This is a genomic window from Staphylococcus sp. GDY8P196P (assembly GCF_017891705.1).
GTDB lineage: Bacteria > Bacillota > Bacilli > Staphylococcales > Staphylococcaceae > Staphylococcus > Staphylococcus ureilyticus.
The window spans coordinates 92,621-118,586 of sequence record NZ_JAESJS010000010.1 but is presented as its reverse complement, the minus strand read 5'-3'; the positions used below and the strand labels follow the sequence as shown (position 1 = coordinate 118,586).

Sequence of the window (25,966 nt, the reverse complement as noted above, 5' to 3'; positions counted from 1 at the left end):
AAAAGGGGCGTATATATTATGGAAACAATTACTATAGATGAATTGAAATCAAAAATTTTAAATTCTAATCCTGTTCATGTCGTAGATGTAAGAACTGATGAAGAAACAGCAATGGGTGTCATACCAGATGCAGAAACGATACCTATGGATAAAATTCCTGATAATTTAAGTCACTTTAATTCAGAAGAAACGTATTATATTATTTGTAAAGCTGGTGGCAGAAGTGCACAAGTCGTCCAATATTTAGAACGCAATGGCATTCACGCAGTCAATGTTGAAGGTGGCATGGATGCGTGGGGCGATGAAGGTTTAGAAATTAAAAGTATTTAATCTTTTGATCGAGCAAAATCAAACGATGATTTTGCATTTTATGCAAGTTTAGTGTTATAATATATTTAACAAAGATATCAATACAGATACACCAAACCCCCTCACTACTCGCAATAGTGAGGGGGTTTTTTGGTGTTGGCTAAATGTCGCCTGTATTATTTGTCATTACGATTGCGCAGCCAGTACGCAAATAACGTAACGATACAACCACTGATAACAGCAGTCATGAAATGAACAAAGATATCAATCACAAAATACACCTCCTCTCTACGTCTATTGACGCCTGAGAGTAGGCGACTTAAGTATTATAACATTCGGTGACTCAAGCGCATAGAAAATACAAAACATTAAAAATGAATTTGTTTTAACAGTGCGTAGTTGGTCTAGTAGATCACAAATTGATAGGTTTAATGTTGAAATTTACTTGCATTTGTTCCTGATATATGACCTGTAACTAAAGCGCTAGTAATATTATAGCCACCTGTATAACCATGGATATCGAGCAGTTCACCACACATAAATAATCCTGGCGTTAATTTTGACATCATCGTTTTGGGTTCGATTTCTTTAAGAGAGACCCCTCCGCCAGTTACGAAAGCTTTTTCAATTGATAGTGTTCCATTAACTTTAAAAATAAATCCTTTTAATAAAGTAATCAATGTATTAAATTGTTCATTAGAGATATGATGTGCTGTTAATGTTTCTGAAATATCTGCTAACTCTAACATATATAATAGATAACGTTCTTCAATTAAACCGTGTAAGCTATTTTTTACATATTTATCTGGCGTATCTTTTAATAATTTACGTACTTTGTCTTCTAATTGTGCAAAACTGAGTTCTGGAAAAGCATCTAATTGCATTTCGATATCTTCGCGTTTTTGGTTTTTTTGTTCTTTATATACAAATTGGCTGCATCTTAATGCGGCAGGGCCACTGATTCCGAAATGAGTAAATATCATGTCCATTTGATGTGTGACGCGCTTTTTACCATTTTTCTTCAATACAGATAACGCAACATTTTTTAAACTTAATCCTTTTAATCTTTTGTTTTTAATAAATTGCTCGGATGACGTAATTGGTACTTCAGTTGGGAAAAGTTCTGTAATTGTATGTCCAAAGTGTTCAGCGAATTTATAACCATCACCAGTCGAACCGGTCTTTGGTACACTCGTGCCACCTGTAGCGATAATCAAACTATTCGTTTCAATTGTTTGTTGATTACCTAAAAAGACTTTGAATGTCTGTTGAGGTGTATGTTCAATAGCGTGTACTGACGTTTCCTCTTTTACAGTTACATTATTTTTTTCAATCGTACGAATTAACGCATCTACAACATCCTGTGCTTTATTAGAAACAGGAAACATACGTCCATGATCTTCTTCTTTGAGTGCAACTCCACGTGATTCGAAAAAGTGAATAATAGATTCATTGTCAAATACGGAAAAAGGACTATATAAAAATTTTCCATTTCCTGGTATATTTTTAATTATCTCTTCATACGGTAAACGATTTGTGACGTTACAACGTCCACCTCCTGAGATTTTTAATTTGCGTCCGAGCCCTGTTTTCTTTTCAATGAGAAGGACTTTATCACTATGTTGACTTGCTGCGGCAGCAGCCATTAAACCACTAGGTCCACCGCCAATTATAATTGTTTGGTACATTTGATTGCCTCACTTTACTAAATAGTGTTATTTTATAGTTTATAGTAATATAGTTTTGAAAAAAAGTGTTTATAACGTTATGATTAAAGTTATGATTGTAAAAATTAAATTTGAGATAGGAAGATCTGAATGAGTGAAAGTAAAGAATTAGTTAGGGGTACCTTTTTAATCACCCTTAGTATATTGATTACTAAAGTCTTGGGTGTTTTATATATTATTCCTTTTTATTCCATAATTGGTGGAGAAGAAAAATTGGCGCCTTTTAACTATGCATATACGCCGTATAATATTGCCATTGCAGTTGCAACTGCTGGGGTGCCATTAGCGGCGTCTAAATATGTGTCTAAATATAATGCTTTAGGGGCGTATAAAGTCAGTGAAAAATTATATAAATCAAGCTTTATAGTTATGACTATAACAGGATTTATTGGATTTTTCATTTTATATTTATTAGCACCGAGCATTGCCACAATTACTTTAGCCCATGAATCTGGTGCTAAGGGTGGCTGGTCCGTCGCTGACATCACATGGATTATTAGAATTATCAGTATGGTAGTCATATTTATCCCATTACTGGCTACATGGCGTGGTGTGTTTCAAGGTTATAAATCAATGGGTCCAACTGCTGTATCAGAAGTTATTGAACAAATCGCACGTATTTTATTTATTTTAGTAGGAAGTTATCTAGTTCTGAATGTTTTTGGTGGAAGTGTGTTACAGGCCAATGGTATAGCAACATTTGCTGCTGCAGTAGGTGCGATTGCAGGGATATTCACCTTATGGTATTACTGGAGAAAGAGAAAGCCTAATATTGAAAAAATGGTGGCAACGGATACTTCTGATATTTCTGTATCTTATGGAAAAATGTATAAAGAAATTATTTCTTATAGCATCCCATTTGTAATTGTTAGTTTAAATTTCCCACTATTTAATTTGGTAGATCAGTTTACACATAATGGTGCCTTAGATTTGGCTGGAGTGCCAAGTCGTTTACATGACTATTTCTTTACTATTTTAAACATGACGACAAATAAAATAGTAATGATTCCAACGTCATTATCTGCTGGTTTTGCAGTGAGTTTAATTCCATTTATTACTAAGACGTATGAATCTGGTGAATTAAAAGAAATGCACAGACAGATTCGAACATCATTAGGGGTGTTAATGTATATTACAGTCCCTGCAAGTCTGGGAATTATGGCTTTAGCGCTACCATTGTATACTGTCTTTTATAGTTATAATGTCGATGGTAGTCAATTGTTATTTTATTATGCACCTGTTGCTATTTTAATTGGATTGTTAAGTGTAACAGCTTCTATGCTGCAAGGTATTGATAAACAAAAGTTAACAGTCTTTGTAATTTTAGCGGCAGTAGTATTAAAAGTAATACTAAATACGCCATTGATTATGGTATTCCATACTGCTGGAGCAATTTTAAGTACGGCGATAGCATTACTATTTGCTGTTATCTGTAATTTTTATATACTTAAAAAATATGCGAGTTTTGACTTCTCGGAAACGTGGTTACATTTTGGTAAAATTTTCTTGTACGGCTTGTTAATGATGGTCGTAGTTGAATTATCATCGTTTTTATTACAAATGGTTATTTCTCCGCAAACTAAATTTGGTGCTTTAGCAATTTTAATTATCAGTGTCATAGTAGGTATGATTGTTTACGGTGGTATTACGATGAAGACGAAACTTGCTGACCAATTTTTAGGAGATATTCCAAATAAACTCAGACGTAAATTAGGGATTATAAAATGAGATTAGATAAATTTTTAGCTAATATGGGTGTAGGAACACGTACAGAAGTTAAACAATTATTGAAAAAAGGTATTATTACAGTTAATAATAAAATAGAAAAATCTCCTAAAAAACAAATAAATCCAGAAACTGATGAAGTACAGAAAAACAATGAAACAATTCACTATATTGATAAAGTCTATCTAATGTTAAATAAGCCTAAAGGTTACGTATCTGCAACAGAGGATGAGCAACATCAAACAGTTGTGGACTTAGTTGAACCGTACCGGTTTTTAGATGTGTTTCCAGTTGGTCGCTTAGATAAAGATACTTCTGGTTTGTTATTAATTACGAATGATGGCACTTTTAACCATGAACTAATGAGCCCAACGAAACACGTATCTAAAACCTATGAGGTAATTTCCCAAAAAAATATTACAAATAATGATATAAAATCGTTTAAAATGGGTATTGAATTGAATGAGGGTTTGGCAAAGCCTGCGACTTTAGTGAAAAGTGATGAAGCATATAAATCATTTGTCACAATTTATGAAGGAAGATATCATCAAGTTAAACGCATGTTTCATGCTATAGATAATGAAGTTTTAGAATTGAAACGCATTAGCATTGGTGAATTAAAACTGGATGAATCTTTAGCGCCAGGTGAGTATCGCCATTTAACTCAAATAGATTTTAAACAATTAGGATTAAAATAATAAAGAGGTGTTATTATGTCAAAATTATTAAAAGCAATTTTAGGTGTTGGAGGCGCAGCTGCTGCAGTTGTTCTTTCTAAAAAAGAGAATAGAGATAAATTAAAGGATGAATATAGCAAATATAAATCAAATCCTGAATCTTATAAACAAAACGCCAAAGACATCGCTAGTCAGATTAGTTCAAAAGCAAATGAAACTTATAATGAAGTAAAACAAGATCCTAAAGGTTATGCTTCAAAAGTAAAACAAGATCCTAAAGGTTTTATTAACGAACAAAAAGAACGTTTTAAGGGTGAATCTGAAGACGAAGAGCATGTTGAGGAAGCAAGATTTACAGATGAAGGTGCTGCTGACCCTTCAAATAATCTTCGCGTCGTTACTGAAGACGAGCTCAAAAACAATAAAAATAAATAAGCAATTATACATTTGATTTTTTACCTAGTTCATTGTTTTTGAACTAGGTTTTTTATATATTAATACAGAAATTGAAAGTTAGGTATATGAAAGGTTTTAAACTGTTTTTCATTTAATTATACAGTGAATTTTTTAAAATAATAATCACATCTCGCTGTAGTTTCTGTACTACTTCATGTAAAATATTAATTATATAAGTATTAAAAAGGAAGTTGATGCTAAATGTGGAAAGAAAAAGTGAAAGAATACGAAACAGATATTATAAATGATTTAAAAGGCTTATTATCTATTGAAAGTGTGAGAGATGATAATGAAATTTCTTCAGATAATCCAGTCGGACCTGGACCACGTAAAGCATTAGATTATATGTATGAAATTGCTGAACGTGATGGATTTGATACTCACGATGTTGAACATATTGCAGGGCGTATTGAAGCTGGTGAAGGCGAAGATGTTATGGGGATTTTATGTCATGTTGATGTAGTGCCAGCTGGTGATGGTTGGGATACCAATCCTTTTGATCCGGTTGTAACTGAAGATAAGATTATTGCAAGGGGCACACTAGATGACAAAGGGCCAACAATTGCCGCATATTATGCCGTGAAAATATTGAACGATATGAAAGTTAATTGGAAAAAGCGTATACATATCATTATAGGTACTGATGAAGAGTCAGATTGGAAATGTACAGAGCGTTATTTTAAAACTGAAGAAATGCCAACTTTAGGGTTTGCACCTGATGCTGAATTCCCAGCAATACACGGTGAAAAGGGTATTAGTACTTTTGATGTGGTTCAAAATGAAAAAGCTGAAGATAAAGATGAACCAGAATACGAACTTATTTCTTTTACATCAGGTCAACGTTATAACATGGTACCTGACGAAGCAATTGGTAAACTTGCGGTTAAAGAAAATATGACTGACGTCATTCAAAAATTCGAACAATTTCTATCTGATCATAATATAAATGGTGAAAGTATCGTTGATAGTGGCGTATTAGTGCTTAAAGCATACGGTAAAGCTGTACATGGTATGGATCCATCTATTGGTGTGAATGCTGGATTGTACTTATTACATTTCTTAGCCCAATTAGGTTTAGACAAAACTGCTGAAAATTTCACTCAATTTAGTGAACAGTATTTATTCAACTCTCATTTCGGTGAAAAAATGGGAATGAAATTCCACACAGATGTTATGGGAGATGTAACTACAAATATAGGTATCATTTCATATGATAATCAAAATGGTGGTCAATTCGGTATTAATTTAAGATATCCGCAAGGTTTTGAATTTGAAGAAGCCATGACTCGTTTTAAAGGTGAGATTCAGGAACTTGGTTTTTCTATAGCATTAGGTAAAAATCAAACACCTCACTATGTGGATAAAAATGATCCTTTCGTACAAACTTTAGTGAAAACATATCGTAATCAAACAGGTGACCAAACTGAACCATACACAATTGGTGGTGGAACTTACGCTCGAAATTTAGATAAAGGTGTCGCATTTGGTGCTATGTTTAATGATTCAGAAGATTTAATGCATCAAAAAAATGAGTATATTACGAAAAAACAATTATTCAATGCAACTAGTATTTATTTAGAAGCTTTATATGCTCTATGTGTGGAGGAATGATGATGACAAAAGTACTTATTAATGAACATTTAGTAGACGAAAAAGACGCAAGCGTACCATACAATGATCGTGGTTATGTATTTGGTGACGGTATATATGAATATATTAGAACATACAACAATAATATTTTTACTGCCAAACCACATTTTGAAAGACTTTTGAGAAGTGCTAAAGAAATAGGTTTAGAATTGAAATATAATGTAGAAGAGCTTACAGAATTAATCCAAGAATTATTAGCGGCGAATGGTGTCGTTAATGGTGGCGTATATATACAAGTTACACGTGGAGCAGCCCCTCGTGACCATGCATTTCCTACGCCATCAGTAGAAGCAAATGTGATGGCATTTACTAAAACTTACGATCGTCCTTATAAGTTATTAGAAGAAGGTATTAATGCGATTACAACTGAAGATATTCGTTGGTTAAGATGTGATATTAAAAGTTTGAATTTACTTGGCAATGTGTTGGCTAAAGAGCGTGCAGTTAAATATAACGCTCAAGAGGCTATTCAACATAGAGGTGATATTGTTACTGAAGGATCATCAAGCAACGTTTATGCTATTAAAGCTGGAGAAATCTATACACATCCAGTAAATAATTATATATTGAATGGTATTACACGTATGGTCATAAAAGATATTGCTCAAGAAAAAGGTATACCGTTTAATGAAGGTACATTTACTGTAGATTTTTTAAGAAATGCAGATGAAATTATTGTGTCTAGTACATCTATTGAAGTAATGCCAGTCGTAAAATTAGATGGTGAACAAGTAGGAGACGGAGAAGTTGGACCAATAACGAAATCGTTACAAGAAGGATTTAATAGATACATTGACACAGATAGTTAATATTTTCCATAAAAGGAAATAAAATGTAACTTTTACCAAAGCTAAATTATGTTATAATGCTAACTGAGCCGATTTAAAAATTATAGAAAAATACTGTAGTAAAATGTGACTTTTTGTTTCTCATTATTGGTTGAAATAAATCCTTAAACATTATAAAATCTTCTATGAGACTTGAAATTGAGACATGAAATTTCATTCAAAAAAACTAAAGGAATTTTTCGAAAAAAATACTGTTACGAGATGATATATGATATGATGTTAAAGTTATTATCAATCTCGATACAGTATTTCATATTTAAATATAAAAACTTGATTCTATGGGACAAAATGGTCGTTATCATATAATGACAGTAATATAGAGTTTTAAGTTTAAAAGTGTGTGTATTAGAAAATGATTATATTTGGCTCTCGAAATCTGTTTTCTGGAGCCATTTTCTAATTGAAAGTGAGGTGAACGTGTTGGAGCAGTTTTATCAATTAGGGTGGACACTTGATTCAGCAGGTGGTGCATCTGGAGAAGCATATATGGCTGAACAAGATGGGCAGAAATTGTTTTTAAAACGAAATTCAAACCCATTTATTGCAGCCTTGTCTGCTGAAGGTATTGTACCTAAGCTCGTATGGACGAAACGAATAGAGACTGGGGAAGTCGTGACGGCGCAGCATTGGAAAAATGGCAGAGAGTTAACTTTTGATGAGATGTATGAACAACGAGTAGCTAATTTATTGAAAAAAATACATAGTTCAAAAACACTTTTGAATATGTTGAAGCGTATGGAAATGTATCCTATTACGCCTGATATTTTGTTGAATAAAATAAACGCCTCATTATCTAGAGAAGTGTTAACACACCATGTGGTGCGAAAGGCATTAACTTATTTAGAAGATCATATGCCAAGTCTTGACCCTAGATTTTTTACAGTTGTCCATGGAGATGTCAATCATAATAATTGGTTGTTGTCTGACCACGATGAACTATTTTTAGTGGATTGGGAAGGTGCAATGATTGCAGATCCAGCAATTGATTTAGGCATGCTGCTATACAATTACGTTCCTGAAAATAAATGGCCTCAGTGGTTAAATGATTACGGTACGAAAGATTCTATAGACTTGCAAAAAAGAATGAAATGGTATACTGCTGTACAATCTATTGGTATGGTTCAGTGGTATGAAGAACAAAAACGCTATAAAGATATGAATATGTGGCTGAAGTTCTTAAACGAAGTAATGAATAACAATGCATTTATATAAGGAGTTATCAAGAAAATGAGAATGCGTTACAAGCCATGGGCAGAAGATTATTTAAAATCGCATCCTGATATTGTAGACACAGATGGCAGCCATGCAGGACATATAAGTGAGTGGTTTGACAAAGAACAACCAATTTATATTGAAATTGGTTCCGGCATGGGACAATTTATAACAACACTTGCTGCACAAAGACCTGAAATTAATTTTATATCTATGGAACGTGAAAAAAATGTAATGGTCAAAGTGTTAGATAAAGTGAGAGAGCAAAATCTAACGAATATTAAATTGATATGTAACGATGCGATAGAATTAAATGAATACTTTAAAGATGGTGAAATTTCACGTATTTATTTAAATTTTTCTGATCCTTGGCCGAAAAGAAGACATACTAAGCGTAGATTGACGTATCATACGTTTTTATCTTTGTATAAACAAGTGTTAAAAACAGATGGTGAGATTCATTTTAAAACAGATAATAGAGGATTATTTGCCTATAGCTTAGAAAGTATGTCCCAATTTGGTATGTATTTTACAAAAATAAATTTGAACTTGCATCAAGAAGAAAAAGAAAATAATATTGAAACAGAATATGAGCGCAAGTTTTCAGACAGAGGTTCAAGAATTTATAGAATGGAAGCAAAATTCCATAGTAATTAAATATTTGTAATGACGCAGCCCAAAATCTCACGTTCAAAACAAAGGACTAATCCGCAAAAATGACGGATTAGTCCTTTTTATTATAAGCGTGCTAAGATTTTGCTCGTACATGCTTGCCTGGGAATATGACTCGAGCCTGTAGTCTCTCGTTCATATCATTTCACTAGGCGTCAGTACATAACAAAATCACCATGAAATTTTGTTGTAGCAGAAGACTAACAAATTTCGTTATTTTACGTGTACTGTGTATTATATTACTATATTAATTAATTAGTAATTAAATCAAGAAATGGGGATTGATTATGAAATTAGGAAATTTCAAGATACATTACCTGAACGGTGGCATTACAAATATTGATGGTGGAGCGATGTTTGGTGTGGTTCCGAAAGTTTTATGGGCTAAAAAATATGAGCAAAGTGAGGAAAATCGGATTCCATTACCTACACATCCAATTTTAATACAAACGGAAGAATTTAACTTTATTATTGATACTGGTATTGGTAATCATAAGCTTACCGAAAAAGAGCGTAAAATATTTGGTGTGCATTATGAAAGTAATATAGAAGAAGATTTAAAATTATTTAATTTGACAACGAATGATATTGATTATGTTTTAATGTCACATTTACACTTTGACCATGCGTCAGGATTAACTGATAGTGAAGGGCGTGCAGTTTTTAAAAATGCGATTCATGTTATTCAACAAGATGAATGGCATGAGTTTGTTAGCCCAAATATACGAAGTAAATCAACTTATTGGCAGAAAAATAATGGTGATTTCACCGATAAATTATTGCTGTTTGAAAAAGAAATTGAAATCGTCAAAGGGATTAATATGTATCATACTGGTGGCCATAGTTACGGTCACTCTATTATTACAGTAGAAAATGCAGGAGAAAAAGCAGTACATATGGGAGATATTTTTCCTACAGTCGCACATAAAAATCCACTGTGGGTAACTGCTTACGATGATTATCCAATGCAGTCTATAAGAGAAAAAGAACGCATGATACCTAGATTCATTTTAGAAAATTACTGGTTTTTATATTATCATGATGTAAATTACTTTGCTGTAAAATTTAATCAAAAGGAACCATCTGAAATCGAGCATTACATTACAAGAGAATAAAATAAAAGGTTAAAGTTTTGAACATTTGAAATAGCACTATATCTTAACTAAAAATACAATCAATGTCTTCATAGTTTGAGCAGTAATATAGTTTATTTCTTTCATTGTAATCATCTCAGTGTAGTCGACAAATATTTTCTACATGATACAAGTGTGTTCATAACTTTAACCGTTTATCATTTACATTCAATGATGTTTATCACTTCACCAGTTTTAGCGTCGGCATAAAAATCATAATAAGTGCGTTTGCCATTATGAAGGGTAGTGATACCACCTTGAAAGACTTCTAATTGATCGCCAGCATTTTGATACATTATCGTTTCATTTAGTATGTAAGAACCTACAACATTCATAAAATAAGTTTTTACATCTGTAATAATAGCTTCTGGATTACGATTTTGTAGTTGCTTTTGACGCGTATAAAAATAAATTGATCCAACAATAGTTGTTATTGAAATTAAGCCGATGAAGAACCAACTTTTTTTATTCAACATATTACAATCTACCCCCAATAAATTCATATTTATAGTTTACCATAATGAAGATGATATAATAAATATTAAGGAGTGAATGACATTGAGTATAGACAAAAGTAAAACATTATCAAGAATGAAAATATTAACAGAATTACATGGAGCGCCAGGATTTGAAGATGACGTTAAATCATATTTGAAATCTGAAATGTCACCGTATGTAGATGACTTTGTATACAATCGAATGGGCGGATTTTATGGAGTTAAGAGAGCTAAATCTAAAAATTCAAAGAAAATAATGGTTGCTGCTCATATGGACGAAGTGGGCTTTTTAATAACGCACATCACAGATAATGGGCTCTTACAATTCACGAATTTAGGTGGAGTAGCGACTGATATATGGCAAGGTCAAAGACTAAAAGTTAAAACAAGAAACAATGAAGAAATCATAGGAGTTGTAGCGAATATACCGAAACATTTTAGGACAGGTAACGAAGGTGCACCAAAAATTGAGGACCTATTATTAGATATAGGTTGTGAAAGTGAACAAGATGTTATCAATCGAGGCATTCAAATTGGTGATACTATTGTTCCAGACACACCGTTCACACAGTTATCAGAGCATAGGTTTGCTAGTAAAGCGTGGGACAATCGTTATGGTTGTTTATTAGGTATAGAATTATTAGAATTATTAAAAGACGTAGAGCTAGATTTTGATTTATATGTTGGCGCAAATGTTCAAGAAGAGGTTGGGTTAAGAGGTGCAAAAGCCTCTGCTGAATTAATCGATCCGGATGTAGCTTTTGTAGTAGATTGTTCGCCAGCAAATGATATGAAAGGAAAGCAAAATCTTTCCGGTGAATTGGGTCAAGGGACATTGATTCGTATAAAAGATGGTACGATGATACTAAAACCAACGTTTAGAGATTTTCTATTAGATTTAGCAAATAAATTTCAAATTCCATATCAATATTATATGTCTCCAGGCGGTACAGATGGAGGAGAAATTCACAAAGCAAACATTGGTATTCCAACTGCAGTTATTGGTGTTTGTGCACGCTATATTCACAGTACAAATGCAGTATTTGATTTTCGTGATTATGACGCTGCAAGAAACTTAATATTACAATCAGTTAAAAATTTAGATGACGAAATAATAAATACTTTACAGTATAAATAATGTTTTGGAGTGATTAGATGGAACAATTAGAAAATGAACAACAATTTTTAGAATTTAAAAGAGGGGACACTGTATTTTTATTTACTGCTGATTGGTGTCCAGATTGTAAAGTGATTGAACCAGACTTACCACAACTGGAAGCGAAGTATACAAATTATAAATTTGTATCAGTGGATAGAGATAAATTTATAGATATTTGCATTGAACATGGTATTATGGGCATTCCTAGCTTTTTAGTATTTAGTAATGGACAACAAATTGGAAGTTATATTGGAAAAGAGCGTAAATCCATTGAACAGATAGATAATTTTTTAGCTTCTTTATAAACATAAAGTGAATGAATCTTATTAAGTGCACGATAAAAATATACCCTTAGAACTTACTTTTTTTCTGTTCCTAAGGGTATATTTATTGTAAACTGTATAAAGACACGTAAATAGGAGTGTTAACGATGAATGTCTTTCAAATGAGAGATAAATTAAAAGATAGATTAAAACATTTAGATGTCAAATTTAGTTTTAATCGTGATGAAGAAACGCTACGCGTATCTAGAAATGATAATGGCAAAGGTGTCACTGTCAAACTTTCAACAATTGTAGCGAAATATAAAGAACAAAAAGAAAATATTGTAGATGAAATTGTATATTATGTCGAAGAAGCGATTGAACAAATGAAAGGGGAGGCGTTATCTGAAACAGAGAATATTGAGATAATGCCTGTATTAAGGTCGCCTAGTTTTGATAAAAAAGACAAAGAAGGTAATTCATTTGTTATAGATAAACATACTGCAGAAACTAATATTTATTATGCAGTAGATTTAGGAAAATCTTATCGCTTGATAGATGAGCAAATGTTAGAAAAATTAAATCTTACTAAACAACAAGTGAAAGAAATGGCTTTATTTAATGTTCGAAAACTTGAAAACAAATATAAAACCGATGAAGTTAAGGGTAATATCTTCTATTTTGTAAATTCAAATGATGGTTACGATGCCAGTAGAATTTTAAATTCTACCTTTTTAAATGACATACAAGCGCAATGTGAAGGTGAGATGTTGGTGGCAGTACCGCATCAAGACGTGTTGATTATTGCTGATATTCGAAATAAAACAGGTTACGATGTTATGGCACACTTAACGATGGAATTCTTCACGAAAGGATTAGTTCCAATTACGTCACTTTCATTAGCTTATGATAATGGACATTTTGAGCCAATATTTATTTTGGGCAAAAATAATAAACAAAAAAGAAACCCAAATGTCATCCAAAGATTAGAAGCAACTCGAAAACAATATGAAAATAAAGATAAGGAATAAGGAGTTAAAAAAATGAATTTATTTTACAATAAAGAAGCTGTAGGAGATGTAGCTTTTTTACAAATTGAGCCCGCAACAGGCGAATTTACGTATGAGACGAAGAATGATGTAGTAGCAATTCGTCAAGATAACAAGATTGTAGGTTTTAATATATTCAATGCATCAAAAGTGTCAGATATTGATGGAAATGGACATATAAAATTGGATGAGAAGTTAATTCAGGACTTACAACAAGCAATTAAAAATGCTGGTTTCACGTTTGAACTAAATGCAGATTTATCACCAAAATTTGTTGTTGGTTATGTTGAAACTAAAGAAAATCACCCTGATGCTGATAAATTAAGTGTATTGAATGTAGATGTAGCAACAGAAAAGCTACAAATTGTTTGTGGTGCGCCGAATGTTGAAGCAGGGCAAAAGGTCGTTGTTGCAAAAGTAGGTGCAGTAATGCCTAGTGGAATGGTTATTAAAGATGCAGCCTTACGCGGTGTAGATTCAAGTGGAATGATTTGTTCTATGAAAGAATTAAATTTACCAAATGCACCACAGGAAAAAGGTATTATGGTATTGTCTGATGAATACAAAGTTGGACAGGCATTTTTTGAAGAATAGAAGGAGGTAATGTCCGAATGAGCTGGTTCGACAAATTATTTGGAGAAGAAAATGATCCTAATAAAGACTATCTAAATAAAAGAAACCAACGACGTCAAAAGAGTCAAGAACATCAAGACACATTACTTCCTCAAAATAACGATGTTTATGAGAGACCTAAAGGGAAATTTAGATTTCCAATGCGTGTTTTAGAAGAAAATAGTGAAACTGAGGACGCTATTAATGGAAAATCAGAAAATGAATTTAAAAATTCTGACCATAAATCAACTAGTCACCATACTGAGAATCACAGTCATAGAAGAAGAAGACAAATGGCTAATGAAAATGCTACAGATAAATTTACTCAATCATCTAAAGAATCATATGCAACATCTCGTAGTAAAACAAATGCGTCATTAGATAATGAAGTTCAAAAAGAAAAGAGACAACACAAAGGCAAAAGAACAAGAATTCAAACAGACGTTTTAGGTGGTACTGGACGTGAAAATGGTCATAGTACAAAAAGACATGAGCCCACTACCCCTCAATATCATAAAAGTGAATTTAAAGCTAGCGAGGTTCCGTCAGCTATTTTTGGCACTAAAAAACCACACCCTTTAGAAAATGGTGTGATAAAACCTAATCATCGTTTTAAAGATGATAATGAAAATAAAGTGCAAGAAGAACGCAAATCAAATTCTAATAATGACCATAATGACACTGCTGAAACAACGTTTGATCAACCTTCTCAAGTTGATAGCGAACAACCATCAGCTAAAAAGAGCAATGAACAACTACAAGATAAGTCGATACAACAAGAAAATGTATCACAAGCTACTACTACTCCAAAAAAGAATAATACCATCAATATAGAAAATATCTATGCTTCTCAAATTGTTGAAGAAATTCGTCGCGAACGTGAACGTAAAGTGCTTCAAAAACGTCAATTTAAAAAAGCATTGCAACAGAAGCGTCAAGAAAATCAACAAAATGATGAAGATACAATTCAAAAAGCAATTGATGAAATGTATGCACAGCAAGCAAAACAATATATTGGAGAAAGTTCATTAGATGGTGCACAAAATAAAATTAGTGATACAGACTATTCAACAAAATCGTCTGGTGAAGATGCAACGGATGAACATGATACAACTGACCAAATTGATACGTCACAATACAATTATCAAGAAATTAATTTAGACAATATAAGTAATGTACATAACATTAACGACTCTGACAATGTTTCAAATACAAATGAAAATCAAACAGAAAATGTAGAAACAGCATCAAATCTTACAGAATCATCAACGAATCATGCTAACGATGAAACAAATCTTTCTCAAGATATTGATCATGCAGATATAGACAATCATTTGCACCATCATGACGAAAATTCAAATGGAACTATTGATAATACTGGTATTTCGGAAGCTACCTATAGAGAAATTTCAGATAATCAAAAAGATACGACACAAAATACAGTTGATTTGACTCAACAAACTAATAACAATGAACGAAAAACGTCACAAAGTGAAAATGATGATGTATTAGATCATACATCATTGCATACTAAACATCATTTTGAAAAAGAAGATGAGCAATATGTAGATGAGTCTAATGATATTAATCAGAATGAATCACGGAATGAAGAAGATTCATCAGCTTCAACTGAAGCGAATGAAAATGGTGAAGAAACAGTTGTTAATGACGTGCAAATGTCAGAGAATAACGAAAATGAAGCACAACAAGATCATGTTAAAACAAACGCTAAAGTGAATAGTGATGAACAAAACAATCAACAACATAAAAATACAATCAACTCGAAAGGAAGCAAACCAAAACCTTTCAATGTAGTAATGACACCATCTGACAAAAAAAGAATGCTTGATGCCAAGAAAAATCTTAACGACACACATGCTTTTGTGAACTCAAATGATACTGAATTACAACAATCAGATGAAAAAATAGATAAAACGGCACAAAGTGAAAAAGATGAATCAACTGCTGCATTTAATCAACAAATGCAAACTGAAACTAACCTGGAAGAACATAATTCTAATGCTAATGAGTCAAAAGATACGTTTATAAATATGGAATCTGAAACGTTGACTGAGGATGAAGAAGTAGCATCCAGCATAGATGACAAAAATGAAGTTATAAGTCACAGGTATAATGGACAACCACAAAATGCCGAAACCAATCATGTGGATAAACATTCTGTAGATGCTACCGTTTCTCATAAATCAAATTCTGTGAATCAGCAGAACCAAAGCATGCAAGCATCCCAAGAAAGCAAAACAACTATACGAAAAGGTCCAAATATTAAACTTCCGAGTATTGATTTACTGGATGAACCTAAGGTCCATGAAGTAGATAATCAGTGGATTGAAGAAAAGAAACAAGAATTAAATGAAGCATTTTACTATTTCAATGTACCTGCGGAAGTTCAAACTGTTACAGAAGGGCCAAGCGTGACTCGTTTTGAATTATCTGTAGAAAAAGGTGTAAAAGTATCAAGAATCACTAACTTACAAGATGATATTAAAATGGCGTTAGCAGCAAAAGACATACGTATTGAAGCGCCTATTCCAGGTACAAGTTTAGTAGGTATTGAGGTGCCAAATCAGTCTTCAACACCTGTTAATTTACGTTCTATCATAGAAGATAATACTTTTAAAAATGCTGAATCTAAATTAACAGTTGCTATGGGACTTAGAATTAATAATGAGCCGTTAGTTATGGATATAGCAAAAACGCCTCATGCATTAATTGCTGGTGCTACAGGTTCAGGTAAATCAGTATCTATTAACAGCATTTTAATGTCATTATTGTATAAAAATCATCCCGAGGAGCTAAGATTATTACTTATCGATCCTAAGATGGTTGAGTTGGCACCATATAATGGTTTGCCACATTTGGTATCTCCTGTTATTACAGATGTTAAAGCTGCTACACAAAGTTTAAAATGGGCAGTGGAAGAAATGGAACGTCGTTATAAAGTATTTGCTAAATATCATGTTAGAAATATTACTGCATTTAATAAAAAGGCAAATTATGAAGATAGAATGCCAAAAATTGTTATAGTAATAGATGAATTAGCTGATTTAATGATGATGGCGCCACAAGAGGTTGAACAATCAATTGCACGAATTGCACAAAAAGCACGCGCATGTGGAATTCATATGTTAGTTGCAACACAAAGACCATCTGTAAATGTAATTACAGGGCTAATCAAAGCGAACATACCGACACGTATTGCTTTTATGGTATCTTCAAGCGTAGATTCACGTACAATTTTAGATAGTGGTGGAGCAGAACGCTTATTAGGTTATGGAGATATGCTCTACCTAGGAAGTGGAATGAACAAACCAATACGTGTACAAGGAACTTTCGTTTCTGATGAAGAAATTGATGATGTCGTTGATTTTATAAAACAGCAACGTGAACCTGATTATCTTTTTGAAGAAAAAGAATTGTTGAAAAAAGTAGAAAGTCATCCGCAAGATGACTTATTCGACGATGTATGTCGATTTATGGTACAAGAAGGACATATTTCTACTTCACTGATACAAAGACATTTCCAAATCGGTTATAATCGAGCTGCTAGAATTGTAGACCAATTAGAACAGTTAGGTTATATTTCGGAAGCAAATGGTTCTAAACCCAGAGATGTGTATATCACTGAGTCTGATTTAAATGATAATTAATATAGAGATAAAGGAGTGTTACAATGACACATTACCATTTTGTCGGCATTAAAGGTGCCGGAATGAGTTCATTAGCACAAATCATGCATGATCTTGGAAATGAAGTACAAGGGTCAGATATTAAGAATTATGTTTTTACAGAAGTCGCATTAAAAAATAAAGGTATAAAAATTCTCCCTTTTGATGCAGATAATATTAAGGAAGATATGGTCATTGTTCAAGGTAATGCATTTCCTGATACGCATGAAGAAGTTGTACGCGCGCATGATTTAAATTTAGAAGTGATTCGTTATCACGATTTCTTAGGTCATGTTATTAACCAATATACTTCAGTTGCTGTAACAGGTGCGCATGGTAAAACATCAACAACTGGTTTACTATCACATGTTATGAATGGAGATAAAAAAACATCCTTTTTAATTGGTGACGGTACTGGATTAGGTATTCCAGCTAGTGATTACTTTGCTTTTGAAGCATGCGAATACCGTAGACATTTTTTAAGTTATCATCCGGATTATACAATTATGACAAATATTGATTTTGATCATCCAGATTATTTTAAAGATGTGCATGATGTTTTTAATGCCTTTCAAGAAATGGCGCAAAATGTAAAAAAAGCAATTATCGCATGGGGAGATGATCCATATCTTCGTGATTTAAAAGCAGATGTACCTATTTATTATTATGGATTTTCTGAAAATGACGATATTTATGCGGATAATATTCAAATTAGTGAGAAGGGTACACAATTTGATGTTTATATTAATAATAATTTTTATGATACCTTCTTATCTCCACAATTTGGAGACCATAATATCTTAAATGGACTTGCTGTAATAGCAATCAGTTATTTAGAAGGATTGAACGTTGATAATATTAAAGAAGCGTTAGAAACATTTGGTGGTGTAAAACGTAGATTTAATGAAACTAAGGCAGGTAAACAAGTATTAGTAGATGATTATGCTCACCATCCAAGAGAAATTAGTGCTACAATTGAGACAGCACGAAAAAAATATCCTAATAAAGAAGTTATAGCTGTTTTCCAACCACATACTTTCAGTAGAACACAAGCTTTTTTAGAAGAATTTGCTGAATGTTTAAGTCTTGCGGATAAAACATTTTTATGCGAAATTTTCGGCTCAATAAGAGAAAACAATGGCGAACTAACTATTCAAGACTTGGTTGAAAGGGTAGATGGTTCTACACTTATTGATGAGCAAAGTGTAAATACTTTAGAACAATATGAAGATGCGGTTATCTTATTTATGGGTGCAGGCGATATACAAAAAATCCAGCGCGCATATATGGAAAATATCGGTGTAACTACCTCATTTTAATATGTTTATGTTAAAATGATGTGGGTATTTATATTAAATAACAACATATGTTTTTTTAGGAGGCGTTTTTAATGGAATGGATTTTACCTATAGCTGGAATAATTGCAGCGATTGCTTTTTTAGTGTTATGTATAGGAATCGTTGTTGTATTACTTTCAGTTAAGAAAAATTTAGATCACGTTGCTAAAACTCTTGATGGAGTTGAAGGACAAATTCAAGGGATTACACGTGAGTCTACTGATTTACTTCATAAAGCGAATCGCTTAACTGAAGATATTCAAGATAAATCAGAACGTTTAAACTCTGTCGTTGATGCTGTTAAAGGAATCGGTGATTCAGTTCAAACATTAAATGGTTCTGTTGATCGAGTAACAAACTCAATCACGCACAATATTTCTCAAAATGAAGATAAAATTTCTCAAGTTGTACAATGGTCAAATGTTGCAATGGAAGTTGCTGACAAATGGCAAAACAGAAGAAATCGTAGAGAAAGTGCAAATTATAAAACAAGTAGCGTAGCAAATGATGCAAATCACAGCTATACTACACGTGTTGACCATTAATCATTTATATACTTAAAAAACAAATGCACTTAAATGAGGTATAAACTTATTTAAGTGCATTTGTTATAGGAGGCATTCAAATATGAAGTACTATAATCGAGATGATTACGAAAGAAATTTAGAAAGTTATGAAGTACCAGAATATTTTACATCCGGTGCTAGAAATGTGTTTGTTTATGGATTTATAGTAGGTGCTGTGATAGGTTCGGCTGTAGGATTAGTGTCTATTAGTAAATCACGTCAAAGTGAGAAATCCGTTCCTAAAAGTAATAAAACATTCAAATCAAATGTAGTTAAAGAAGCTGAAAATGACAAACTAGAAGCAGAACGTCAAGTTGCGCATATTAAAGAAAAAGCAATTACAAACAATGAATTAGGTGCGCAAAAAGTTGCAATTCAACAAGAGACGGCTACTCACAACTTATCTGATACGTCACCACAAGCACAAGATACATTAACTGAACAACAATCGAATGAAACATCAGAAGGCTTGAATAATATTGATGAACAAGCACAACCAACTGATAGTGAAAAGAATGCTCAAAAAAATGCAATCAAGAAAGAGTCAGAAACACATCATTTAGCTGATTCTACAGTTGCTTCAACGTCTAACGAATCACAAAAAAATGATACAGTATCGGCTATGAAATTAGCCAATGCTGCTGAAGAAAAAAATAAAGCTTTAACAAATGACCCGACAATTAAGAAAAATACAACTGAACTTGTAACTGAAGAAAGTGTAAAATCTAATTCTAAAAAAGAAGTACCTAATTTAATTACAAAAAATGACAAGACTGAAGCTAAAGATAGCTTAAATTCAGCAACAATTGCAGATGGTATTACTGCTTCGGGATTAGCATTAGCAGCGAGTCAAAAACGTGATGCAATGTCTAAAGACCCAAAAGTAGCTGAAAAAACTGTTAATCTATTAAAACCTGAATCTTTAACAGTCAAAGGTAATCAAGAAGTGCCTAATTTAGTTACAAAGAAATTAGATAATGCAGTTGAAAATAATAATAAAGTAGAAAATTCTGCTGATAAACATGATCAATCTTCAACTAAAAATACACCTCAGGCTGCAGAGCAACGTGTTAAACAAACACATAAAAGTGTGTCGTTTAAAGACGGTATAATTGTACATGATAATGCTGAACAAGGTATTAGTAAGCAATCTTCTAATAATAGTACTGATAGCTCTAATTCTGACAATGAGGTGCCAACATATTCAAAAAATAGATTGCAAAGCAAAAAGACTGAAAAAGCAAAAAGTAAAATAGATAAAAGAACATTTAATGATTAAAACTGTTATGTGATTTTAGAATAAATTCTATAATCAAAAGCAGTCTCGGACATAAATTCTATACTCAAAATAAGAGGGCCAATGCATAATATGGATTGGTCCTCTTTATAGTTAAAATCTTACGTTTTTGACTGTCCATGCTTGGCTAGGATATGGTTCGAGCCTGTAGTCTCTCACTCATAAGATTCTCCCTGGGTGTCAGCACATTACAAAATCAGTATAATTGATATTTTGTTATTCAAAAATAAGGCACTTACTTATAATTTAATAAACATTACTCAACTAAATTAACGAAATGCCTTATATGTGAAATGTATATCTTTACTCAACATACACTGTCAATGAACACTTCAGTACTTATTCCTACAATTATCAGTAAACTAAAAATTAACGAATCAACTACCCGCATTAGATAACATAAGTATAGTTACTTATGTTAAGTGGGGTTTAATATCCTTGCATACGCTGTGATGAGCGTTGGTATAAATTGATTATTTATGGAATAGTGTAAAAATACGGCTAGAAAATAACAGAAAATTCAGTTATCATTAAACGTATTCACTTTAAAAGTGATTTTTTACGTTTGAGACTTGAACTTATATGCAGTTATTGTTAGAATTACGTTTAACAAATATTTTATCGCTTTAAAGCAGAATAAAATATCGCTGTAAAATTTTCATAGAGGTGACTAAAATGACAGACAAATTACAAGAATACAGAGATGAAATTGTTGGAATTAATGAACAAATACTAGACCTTTTATCTAAAAGAGGGAAGATTGCACAAAAAATAGGTGAAGAAAAGCGCAAGCAGGGTACAATGGTTTATGACCCTCAACGTGAAAAAGAAATGATTAACCAACTATTAGATAAAAACGAAGGTCCGTTTAATGATAATGTGATTAAACAACTATTTAAAGAAATATTTAAAGCCTCTACTGACTTGCAAAAATCAGAGAATGAAAAACATTTATATGTATCTAGAAAATTGAAACCAGAAGATACGATTGTTCAGTTTGATAATAAAGGTATTATCGGTGACGGTAATAAATCTTTTGTTTTTGGTCCATGCTCAGTTGAATCACAAGAACAAGTAGATACAGTTGCAGCAGATTTACAAGCCAAAGGTGAAAAGTTCATTAGAGGTGGAGCGTTTAAACCTCGTACATCACCTTATGATTTCCAAGGTTTAGGTGAAGAAGGACTAAAAATACTTAAAAATACAAAAGATAAATATGGTTTAAATGTTGTAAGTGAAATTGTAAATCCAGCAGATTTTGAAATCGCTGATCAATATTTAGACGTTTTCCAAATTGGTGCGCGTAATATGCAAAATTTTGAATTATTAAAAGAAGCAGGACGTTCTAATAAGCCAGTATTATTAAAACGTGGATTAGCCGCTACAATCGAAGAATTTATCTTTGCAGCTGAATATATTGCATCGCAAGGTAATGAAAATATAATTTTATGTGAACGTGGTATACGTACATATGAAAAAGCTACAAGAAATACATTAGATATTTCAGCAGTACCGATTTTAAAACAGGGGACACATTTACCAGTTTTAGTAGATGTTACACATAGTACTGGACGTAAAGATATCATGTTACCAACTGCAAAAGCAGGTTTAGCTGTTGGTGCTGATGGTATTATGGCAGAAGTTCACCCAGATCCTTCTGTTGCATTAAGTGATAGCGGTCAACAAATGGATTTAAATGAATTTGAAAAATTCTACAATGAATTAAAACCATTAGCTGATATGTATAACAATAAACAATTAAAATAATTTATACCATACGATGACTTTATAACCTCTATTTTGCATACTAATTATTTAGGTGCATATAGAGGTTTTTATATTTCTTTTTAATAGCTATTTATACGAATTTATATTAATATTAATTACTGTTTTTGAAAATGATTGAAATAGAAATAAAAACTTATACTTAAATAAGATTTAATAAATTATTATGAAATTGACATTATTATGACATTCAAATCAAAATGATTTTACATTTGCGAAAAATATGGTAAACTTTGAAAATGTTATGAAAACAGAGTATAATAATAAAGAAATCGCTTTCAAGGAGGAAGTTTATGACTGTAACAATTTATGATGTAGCTAGAGAAGCAAGGGTATCTATGGCTACTGTTTCGCGTGTCGTAAATGGTAACCAAAATGTAAAACCGGAAACACGAGACAAAGTGAACGAAGTTATTAAAAAGTTGAGTTATCGTCCCAACGCAGTAGCAAGAGGATTAGCAAGTAAACGTACGACGACTGTTGGGGTAATCATCCCAGATATTTCAAATGTGTATTATTCACAACTCGCACGTGGTTTAGAAGATATTGCTACTATGTATAAATATCACTCAATCATATCGAATTCTGATAATGACCCTGGCAAAGAAAAAGAAATTTTTAATAATTTATTAAGTAAACAAGTAGATGGCATTATCTTTTTAGGTGGAACGATATCAGAAGAAATTAAAGAATTGATTAATAAATCATCTGTTCCAGTAGTCGTGTCAGGTACGAACGGTAAAGATGAAGGAATTTCATCAGTCAATATCGATTTCCAAACAGCTGCAAAAGAAATCACAGCGCACTTAATAGAAAAAGGAGCAAAACGTTTTGCTTTTGTAGGCGGAGACTATTCCAAAAAGGCACAAGAAGATGTGTTAGAAGGATTAAAAGAGGTTTTATCAGAAAATCAATTAACATTAGATGAACAATTAGTTTTCAATGGCAATGAGACCTATAAAGATGGTTTACGTGCATTTGACGCATTAAAATCTAGTAAACCAGATGCTATCTTATCAATTAGTGATGAACAAGCTATTGGTTTAGTTCATGCAGCACAAGATGAAGGTGTAACTGTTCCAGATGATTTACAAATTGTTAGTTTTAATAACACACGTTTAGTTGAAATGGTTAGACCACAATTATCAAGTGTGATTCAGCCGTTGTATGACATTGGTGCAGTGGGAATGAGATTATTAACCAAATATATGAACGAAGAAGAAATTGATGAACCTAATGTGATTTTACCACATAGAATTGAATACAGAGGTACTACAAAATAAAGTTAATAAAACAGCAGAATTTGGACATAAATTTTATGTAACATGATTTCGTTGTGCAAGTTAAGTAAGAATGAACAGGATTTAAGTGTCACCTGAGCTGCAACTTGTGCAATAGCCCCACTAACTCAACGAACTGAGTAGTGGGGCTTTATCATGTCTGTATTTTTATGTAATAAAATAATGAATACCAATGTTATTTAAACCAACTTAATACTTGAGTTGCATGTTTCATATTGATTTCTGTAATTTCTTTACGTCTAGGTATTAATTGATAATCTAGTTTTTGGTCTTTCCAAGTTGTAGGTAATTCACAAGTAGCATAGGGTGTCCACTTAGCGATCCACTTTTCAGGTAATTCGCCTTGCTGTTGTTGTTCACCAATTAATGCTAAAAAAACATGCGTCCATGCCCTAGGTACAACTTTCCAAATATTGTAACCACCGCCACCAAACATAATTACTTTTCCATCAGTATATTTATCTGCTAATGCTTTAATTTTATAGGGAATTTCATATAGTGCATTTAATGTACAACTCATATGTGTGAGTGGGTCTAAATAATGAATATCTACACCGTGCACACTCACAATGATATCAGGTTTGAAAGAGGCAACCACAGGTTCTAATGTTTCATTTAAGACTTCTAGATAAGAATCATCTTCTGTGTAGGGTTCAAGTGGTATATTGACGGTATAACCGAAGCCTTGTTCATTGCCGCGTTCTGTATAGTTTCCCGAACCAGGGAATAAAAATTTGCCTGTTTCATGTATAGAATAAATTAATGCATCGTTGTTAGTGTAAAAGCTCCATTGTGTTCCATCCCCATGATGTGCATCTGTATCTATACACATTACTCGTAAATCATAATGCTTGATGAGATAAGCAATCGTAATTGCCACATCATTGTATATGCAGAAACCATTGGCACGACCTGGCAAACTATGATGTAATCCACCACCTAAATGGCAACCATTGGTGAATGTACCGTCCATAATTTTATCAGCTAAATTAAGGGCACCACCCACAATGCGTGCACTGTGTTTATGCATCATTCTAAACTGTAGTGTATCGCTTCCATCTAAGCCATATTTCTTGGCTTCATTGTCATTTAAAATGCCATGTGATGCACGTCTAATAGATTGTATATAATCATAGCTATGAATCAAATTTAATTCGTCATCTGTAGCGATTCGCGGTTTAACAATGTGTTCAGGTTTTAAATAACCTAAATCACTTAATAGTTCAGTTGTCAGTTTCAATCTCATTTGATTGAAAGGATGTTGATTACTAAAACGGTATTGTAAGATTTCGTTTGAATAAACAAAACCAGTTTTTTGGGTATTGCTCATATTGATTTAACTCCCCTTTAAAAGAAAAAGCGATTCTTGTATCTTAAATCATCGAATGCTTGTAATTGATCAATGGAAATGCGTGCACCTATTCTTGCCATTAAACAATTTGCTGGATGACTAGTGATTTCAGGATCATCTGTAGCAAAAATTTCTAGGCCCCCATAACCCATTAATTTTTGCATTAATTTTTTATAAGCAAAAACATCTAGACCCGAATTTTTTAAATCCCAATGCCAATAATACTCAGTAGTTAAAACGATATAATCTTCATATTCATCAGCCGCCAAACTTAAACGAATGAGTTTACTGCCTAAATGTAAATGTCGATAAGGTAAACTGATTTCTATCGCACCCAGTTCAATTAAATACTCAAGGTTACCATCAGACCAACGTTCTAATGGATCAGGATAGTGATAAGTGACATAACCTACAATATGGTCATGCTTTCTAATCACAAAAATTCTACCTTCTTTTAATTCACTAATTTCTTTTATAGCTATAAATTGATCGTTAGGTTGTCGAAAAGCAGAAAGTCCATCATCAAAAGTCATAAGTTCAAGATTTTCTCTAGAGACAGGGCCTTCTATTATAAATGTACCTTCGTCCAAATGAAATGTTTGAAATTGATACGTTTTTATATGTTCCATTTTTTCACTCCAAACGACTGTAGAT

24 protein-coding genes are annotated in these 25,966 nt (G+C 32.5%); 19 read left to right on the top strand and 5 right to left on the bottom strand.

Going from position 1 to position 25,966, the window contains the following annotated elements; translation table 11 throughout:
- Positions 1 to 18 precede the first annotated feature (18 nt).
- Positions 19 to 330, top strand: coding sequence for a rhodanese-like domain-containing protein (locus KA814_RS07410; RefSeq protein WP_046208340.1), 312 nt, complete (start codon positions 19 to 21; stop codon positions 328 to 330).
- 155 nt (positions 331 to 485) lie between these two features.
- On the opposite strand, the gene KA814_RS07405 is transcribed toward KA814_RS07410, so the two are convergent.
- Together KA814_RS07405 and KA814_RS07400 are read right to left on the bottom strand one after the other, a co-directional pair.
- Positions 486 to 581 carry a type I toxin-antitoxin system Fst family toxin gene (locus tag KA814_RS07405; protein WP_107360307.1) on the bottom strand — a complete coding sequence of 32 codons (96 nt, stop codon included), beginning with the start codon at positions 579 to 581 and terminating at the stop codon, positions 486 to 488.
- A gap of 156 nt (positions 582 to 737) precedes the next feature.
- The gene (locus KA814_RS07400; RefSeq protein WP_064208818.1) at positions 738 to 1,997 is read right to left on the bottom strand and encodes a BaiN/RdsA family NAD(P)/FAD-dependent oxidoreductase; all 1,260 of its coding nucleotides are present in this window, start codon (positions 1,995 to 1,997) and stop codon (positions 738 to 740) included.
- A 129-nt stretch (positions 1,998 to 2,126) separates the two neighbouring features.
- Between KA814_RS07400 and KA814_RS07395 the strand changes: the two genes are divergently transcribed.
- From KA814_RS07395 to KA814_RS07360, 8 genes are all read left to right on the top strand, one after another.
- Positions 2,127 to 3,764, top strand: a complete 1,638-nt coding sequence (locus KA814_RS07395; RefSeq protein ID WP_064208819.1) for a putative polysaccharide biosynthesis protein — start codon at positions 2,127 to 2,129, stop codon at positions 3,762 to 3,764.
- Positions 3,761 to 4,459 (top strand): pseudouridine synthase, encoded by a 699-nt coding sequence (locus KA814_RS07390; RefSeq protein WP_064208820.1) that lies wholly within the window; start codon positions 3,761 to 3,763, stop codon positions 4,457 to 4,459. The genes KA814_RS07395 and KA814_RS07390 overlap by 4 nt, the downstream gene beginning before the upstream one ends.
- Positions 4,460 to 4,474: 15 nt before the next feature.
- Positions 4,475 to 4,873, top strand: a complete 399-nt coding sequence (locus KA814_RS07385) for a YtxH domain-containing protein (RefSeq protein ID WP_046208344.1) — start codon at positions 4,475 to 4,477, stop codon at positions 4,871 to 4,873.
- A 222-nt stretch (positions 4,874 to 5,095) separates the two neighbouring features.
- Positions 5,096 to 6,505: a dipeptidase PepV gene (gene pepV / locus KA814_RS07380; RefSeq protein WP_064208821.1), complete on the top strand. Its 1,410-nt coding sequence runs from the start codon at positions 5,096 to 5,098 to the stop codon at positions 6,503 to 6,505.
- Positions 6,506 to 6,507: 2 nt separating this feature from the next.
- Positions 6,508 to 7,353, top strand: coding sequence for a D-amino-acid transaminase (gene dat / locus KA814_RS07375; RefSeq protein ID WP_064208822.1), 846 nt, complete (start codon positions 6,508 to 6,510; stop codon positions 7,351 to 7,353).
- Positions 7,354 to 7,812: 459 nt separating this feature from the next.
- A complete protein-coding gene (locus KA814_RS07370; RefSeq protein ID WP_064208823.1) occupies positions 7,813 to 8,604 on the top strand; it encodes a phosphotransferase family protein in 792 nt (263 codons plus the stop codon).
- 15 nt (positions 8,605 to 8,619) lie between these two features.
- Positions 8,620 to 9,261 carry a tRNA (guanosine(46)-N7)-methyltransferase TrmB gene (gene trmB / locus KA814_RS07365; protein WP_064208824.1) on the top strand — a complete coding sequence of 214 codons (642 nt, stop codon included), beginning with the start codon at positions 8,620 to 8,622 and terminating at the stop codon, positions 9,259 to 9,261.
- A 302-nt stretch (positions 9,262 to 9,563) separates the two neighbouring features.
- Positions 9,564 to 10,391, top strand: a complete 828-nt coding sequence (locus KA814_RS07360; RefSeq protein WP_046206821.1) for a YtnP family quorum-quenching lactonase — start codon at positions 9,564 to 9,566, stop codon at positions 10,389 to 10,391.
- Positions 10,392 to 10,567: 176 nt separating this feature from the next.
- Here KA814_RS07360 and KA814_RS07355 read toward each other — a convergent pair whose 3' ends face one another.
- On the bottom strand, positions 10,568 to 10,885 hold the full coding sequence (locus KA814_RS07355) for a hypothetical protein (RefSeq protein ID WP_046206822.1): 318 nt from the start codon (positions 10,883 to 10,885) through the stop codon (positions 10,568 to 10,570).
- An 82-nt stretch (positions 10,886 to 10,967) separates the two neighbouring features.
- Here KA814_RS07355 and KA814_RS07350 point away from each other — a divergent pair, with 82 nt between their 5' ends.
- The 10 genes from KA814_RS07350 to ccpA all read left to right on the top strand — a co-directional run bounded on the left by KA814_RS07350 (position 10,968) and on the right by ccpA (position 23,943).
- Entirely contained in the window at positions 10,968 to 12,044 is a 1,077-nt protein-coding gene (locus KA814_RS07350) for a M42 family metallopeptidase (RefSeq protein ID WP_064208825.1), read from the top strand.
- A 17-nt stretch (positions 12,045 to 12,061) separates the two neighbouring features.
- Entirely contained in the window at positions 12,062 to 12,370 is a 309-nt protein-coding gene (locus KA814_RS07345; protein WP_046206824.1) for a thioredoxin family protein, read from the top strand.
- A gap of 125 nt (positions 12,371 to 12,495) precedes the next feature.
- Positions 12,496 to 13,359 carry a DUF1444 domain-containing protein gene (locus KA814_RS07340; RefSeq protein ID WP_046206825.1) on the top strand — a complete coding sequence of 288 codons (864 nt, stop codon included), beginning with the start codon at positions 12,496 to 12,498 and terminating at the stop codon, positions 13,357 to 13,359.
- 12 nt (positions 13,360 to 13,371) lie between these two features.
- On the top strand, positions 13,372 to 13,971 hold the full coding sequence (gene ytpR / locus KA814_RS07335; protein ID WP_064208826.1) for a YtpR family tRNA-binding protein: 600 nt from the start codon (positions 13,372 to 13,374) through the stop codon (positions 13,969 to 13,971).
- A gap of 17 nt (positions 13,972 to 13,988) precedes the next feature.
- Positions 13,989 to 17,657 (top strand): DNA translocase FtsK, encoded by a 3,669-nt coding sequence (locus KA814_RS07330; RefSeq protein ID WP_210122713.1) that lies wholly within the window; start codon positions 13,989 to 13,991, stop codon positions 17,655 to 17,657.
- A gap of 23 nt (positions 17,658 to 17,680) precedes the next feature.
- Positions 17,681 to 18,994 (top strand): UDP-N-acetylmuramate--L-alanine ligase, encoded by a 1,314-nt coding sequence (gene murC / locus KA814_RS07325; protein ID WP_046206828.1) that lies wholly within the window; start codon positions 17,681 to 17,683, stop codon positions 18,992 to 18,994.
- A gap of 71 nt (positions 18,995 to 19,065) precedes the next feature.
- The gene (locus KA814_RS07320) at positions 19,066 to 19,557 is read left to right on the top strand and encodes a DUF948 domain-containing protein (RefSeq protein WP_046206829.1); all 492 of its coding nucleotides are present in this window, start codon (positions 19,066 to 19,068) and stop codon (positions 19,555 to 19,557) included.
- 82 nt (positions 19,558 to 19,639) lie between these two features.
- Entirely contained in the window at positions 19,640 to 20,857 is a 1,218-nt protein-coding gene (locus tag KA814_RS07315) for a hypothetical protein (RefSeq protein WP_064208828.1), read from the top strand.
- A gap of 693 nt (positions 20,858 to 21,550) precedes the next feature.
- Entirely contained in the window at positions 21,551 to 22,642 is a 1,092-nt protein-coding gene (locus KA814_RS07310; RefSeq protein ID WP_046206831.1) for a bifunctional 3-deoxy-7-phosphoheptulonate synthase/chorismate mutase, read from the top strand.
- A gap of 311 nt (positions 22,643 to 22,953) precedes the next feature.
- Positions 22,954 to 23,943: a catabolite control protein A gene (gene ccpA, locus KA814_RS07305; RefSeq protein WP_064208829.1), complete on the top strand. Its 990-nt coding sequence runs from the start codon at positions 22,954 to 22,956 to the stop codon at positions 23,941 to 23,943.
- Positions 23,944 to 24,136: 193 nt separating this feature from the next.
- Here the strand turns inward: ccpA and KA814_RS07300 are convergent, their stop codons facing one another.
- Both KA814_RS07300 and KA814_RS07295 read right to left on the bottom strand, forming a co-directional pair.
- Positions 24,137 to 25,291 (bottom strand): acetoin utilization protein AcuC, encoded by a 1,155-nt coding sequence (locus tag KA814_RS07300; protein WP_064208830.1) that lies wholly within the window; start codon positions 25,289 to 25,291, stop codon positions 24,137 to 24,139.
- 17 nt (positions 25,292 to 25,308) lie between these two features.
- The gene (locus tag KA814_RS07295; RefSeq protein WP_046206833.1) at positions 25,309 to 25,941 is read right to left on the bottom strand and encodes a hypothetical protein; all 633 of its coding nucleotides are present in this window, start codon (positions 25,939 to 25,941) and stop codon (positions 25,309 to 25,311) included.
- Positions 25,942 to 25,966 lie beyond the last annotated feature (25 nt).

Excerpts from the sequence above, each read along its gene's own strand:
- KA814_RS07310 (WP_046206831.1), top strand. The coding sequence starts at position 21,551 with ATGACAGACAAATTACAAGAATACAGAGATGAAATTGTTGGAATTAAT.
- trmB (WP_064208824.1), top strand. The coding sequence starts at position 8,620 with ATGAGAATGCGTTACAAGCCATGGGCAGAAGATTATTTAAAATCGCAT.
- KA814_RS07395 (WP_064208819.1), top strand. The coding sequence starts at position 2,127 with ATGAGTGAAAGTAAAGAATTAGTTAGGGGTACCTTTTTAATCACCCTT.
- KA814_RS07410 (WP_046208340.1), top strand. The coding sequence starts at position 19 with ATGGAAACAATTACTATAGATGAATTGAAATCAAAAATTTTAAATTCT.
- KA814_RS07300 (WP_064208830.1), bottom strand. The coding sequence starts at position 25,291 with ATGAGCAATACCCAAAAAACTGGTTTTGTTTATTCAAACGAAATCTTA.
- ccpA (WP_064208829.1), top strand. The coding sequence starts at position 22,954 with ATGACTGTAACAATTTATGATGTAGCTAGAGAAGCAAGGGTATCTATG.
- pepV (WP_064208821.1), top strand. The coding sequence starts at position 5,096 with ATGTGGAAAGAAAAAGTGAAAGAATACGAAACAGATATTATAAATGAT.
- dat (WP_064208822.1), top strand. The coding sequence starts at position 6,508 with ATGACAAAAGTACTTATTAATGAACATTTAGTAGACGAAAAAGACGCA.
- KA814_RS07385 (WP_046208344.1), top strand. The coding sequence starts at position 4,475 with ATGTCAAAATTATTAAAAGCAATTTTAGGTGTTGGAGGCGCAGCTGCT.
- KA814_RS07345 (WP_046206824.1), top strand. The coding sequence starts at position 12,062 with ATGGAACAATTAGAAAATGAACAACAATTTTTAGAATTTAAAAGAGGG.
- KA814_RS07320 (WP_046206829.1), top strand. The coding sequence starts at position 19,066 with ATGGAATGGATTTTACCTATAGCTGGAATAATTGCAGCGATTGCTTTT.
- KA814_RS07360 (WP_046206821.1), top strand. The coding sequence starts at position 9,564 with ATGAAATTAGGAAATTTCAAGATACATTACCTGAACGGTGGCATTACA.
- KA814_RS07315 (WP_064208828.1), top strand. The coding sequence starts at position 19,640 with ATGAAGTACTATAATCGAGATGATTACGAAAGAAATTTAGAAAGTTAT.
- KA814_RS07390 (WP_064208820.1), top strand. The coding sequence starts at position 3,761 with ATGAGATTAGATAAATTTTTAGCTAATATGGGTGTAGGAACACGTACA.
- KA814_RS07400 (WP_064208818.1), bottom strand. The coding sequence starts at position 1,997 with ATGTACCAAACAATTATAATTGGCGGTGGACCTAGTGGTTTAATGGCT.
- KA814_RS07330 (WP_210122713.1), top strand. The coding sequence starts at position 13,989 with ATGAGCTGGTTCGACAAATTATTTGGAGAAGAAAATGATCCTAATAAA.
- ytpR (WP_064208826.1), top strand. The coding sequence starts at position 13,372 with ATGAATTTATTTTACAATAAAGAAGCTGTAGGAGATGTAGCTTTTTTA.
- KA814_RS07355 (WP_046206822.1), bottom strand. The coding sequence starts at position 10,885 with ATGTTGAATAAAAAAAGTTGGTTCTTCATCGGCTTAATTTCAATAACA.
- KA814_RS07340 (WP_046206825.1), top strand. The coding sequence starts at position 12,496 with ATGAATGTCTTTCAAATGAGAGATAAATTAAAAGATAGATTAAAACAT.
- KA814_RS07295 (WP_046206833.1), bottom strand. The coding sequence starts at position 25,941 with ATGGAACATATAAAAACGTATCAATTTCAAACATTTCATTTGGACGAA.
- murC (WP_046206828.1), top strand. The coding sequence starts at position 17,681 with ATGACACATTACCATTTTGTCGGCATTAAAGGTGCCGGAATGAGTTCA.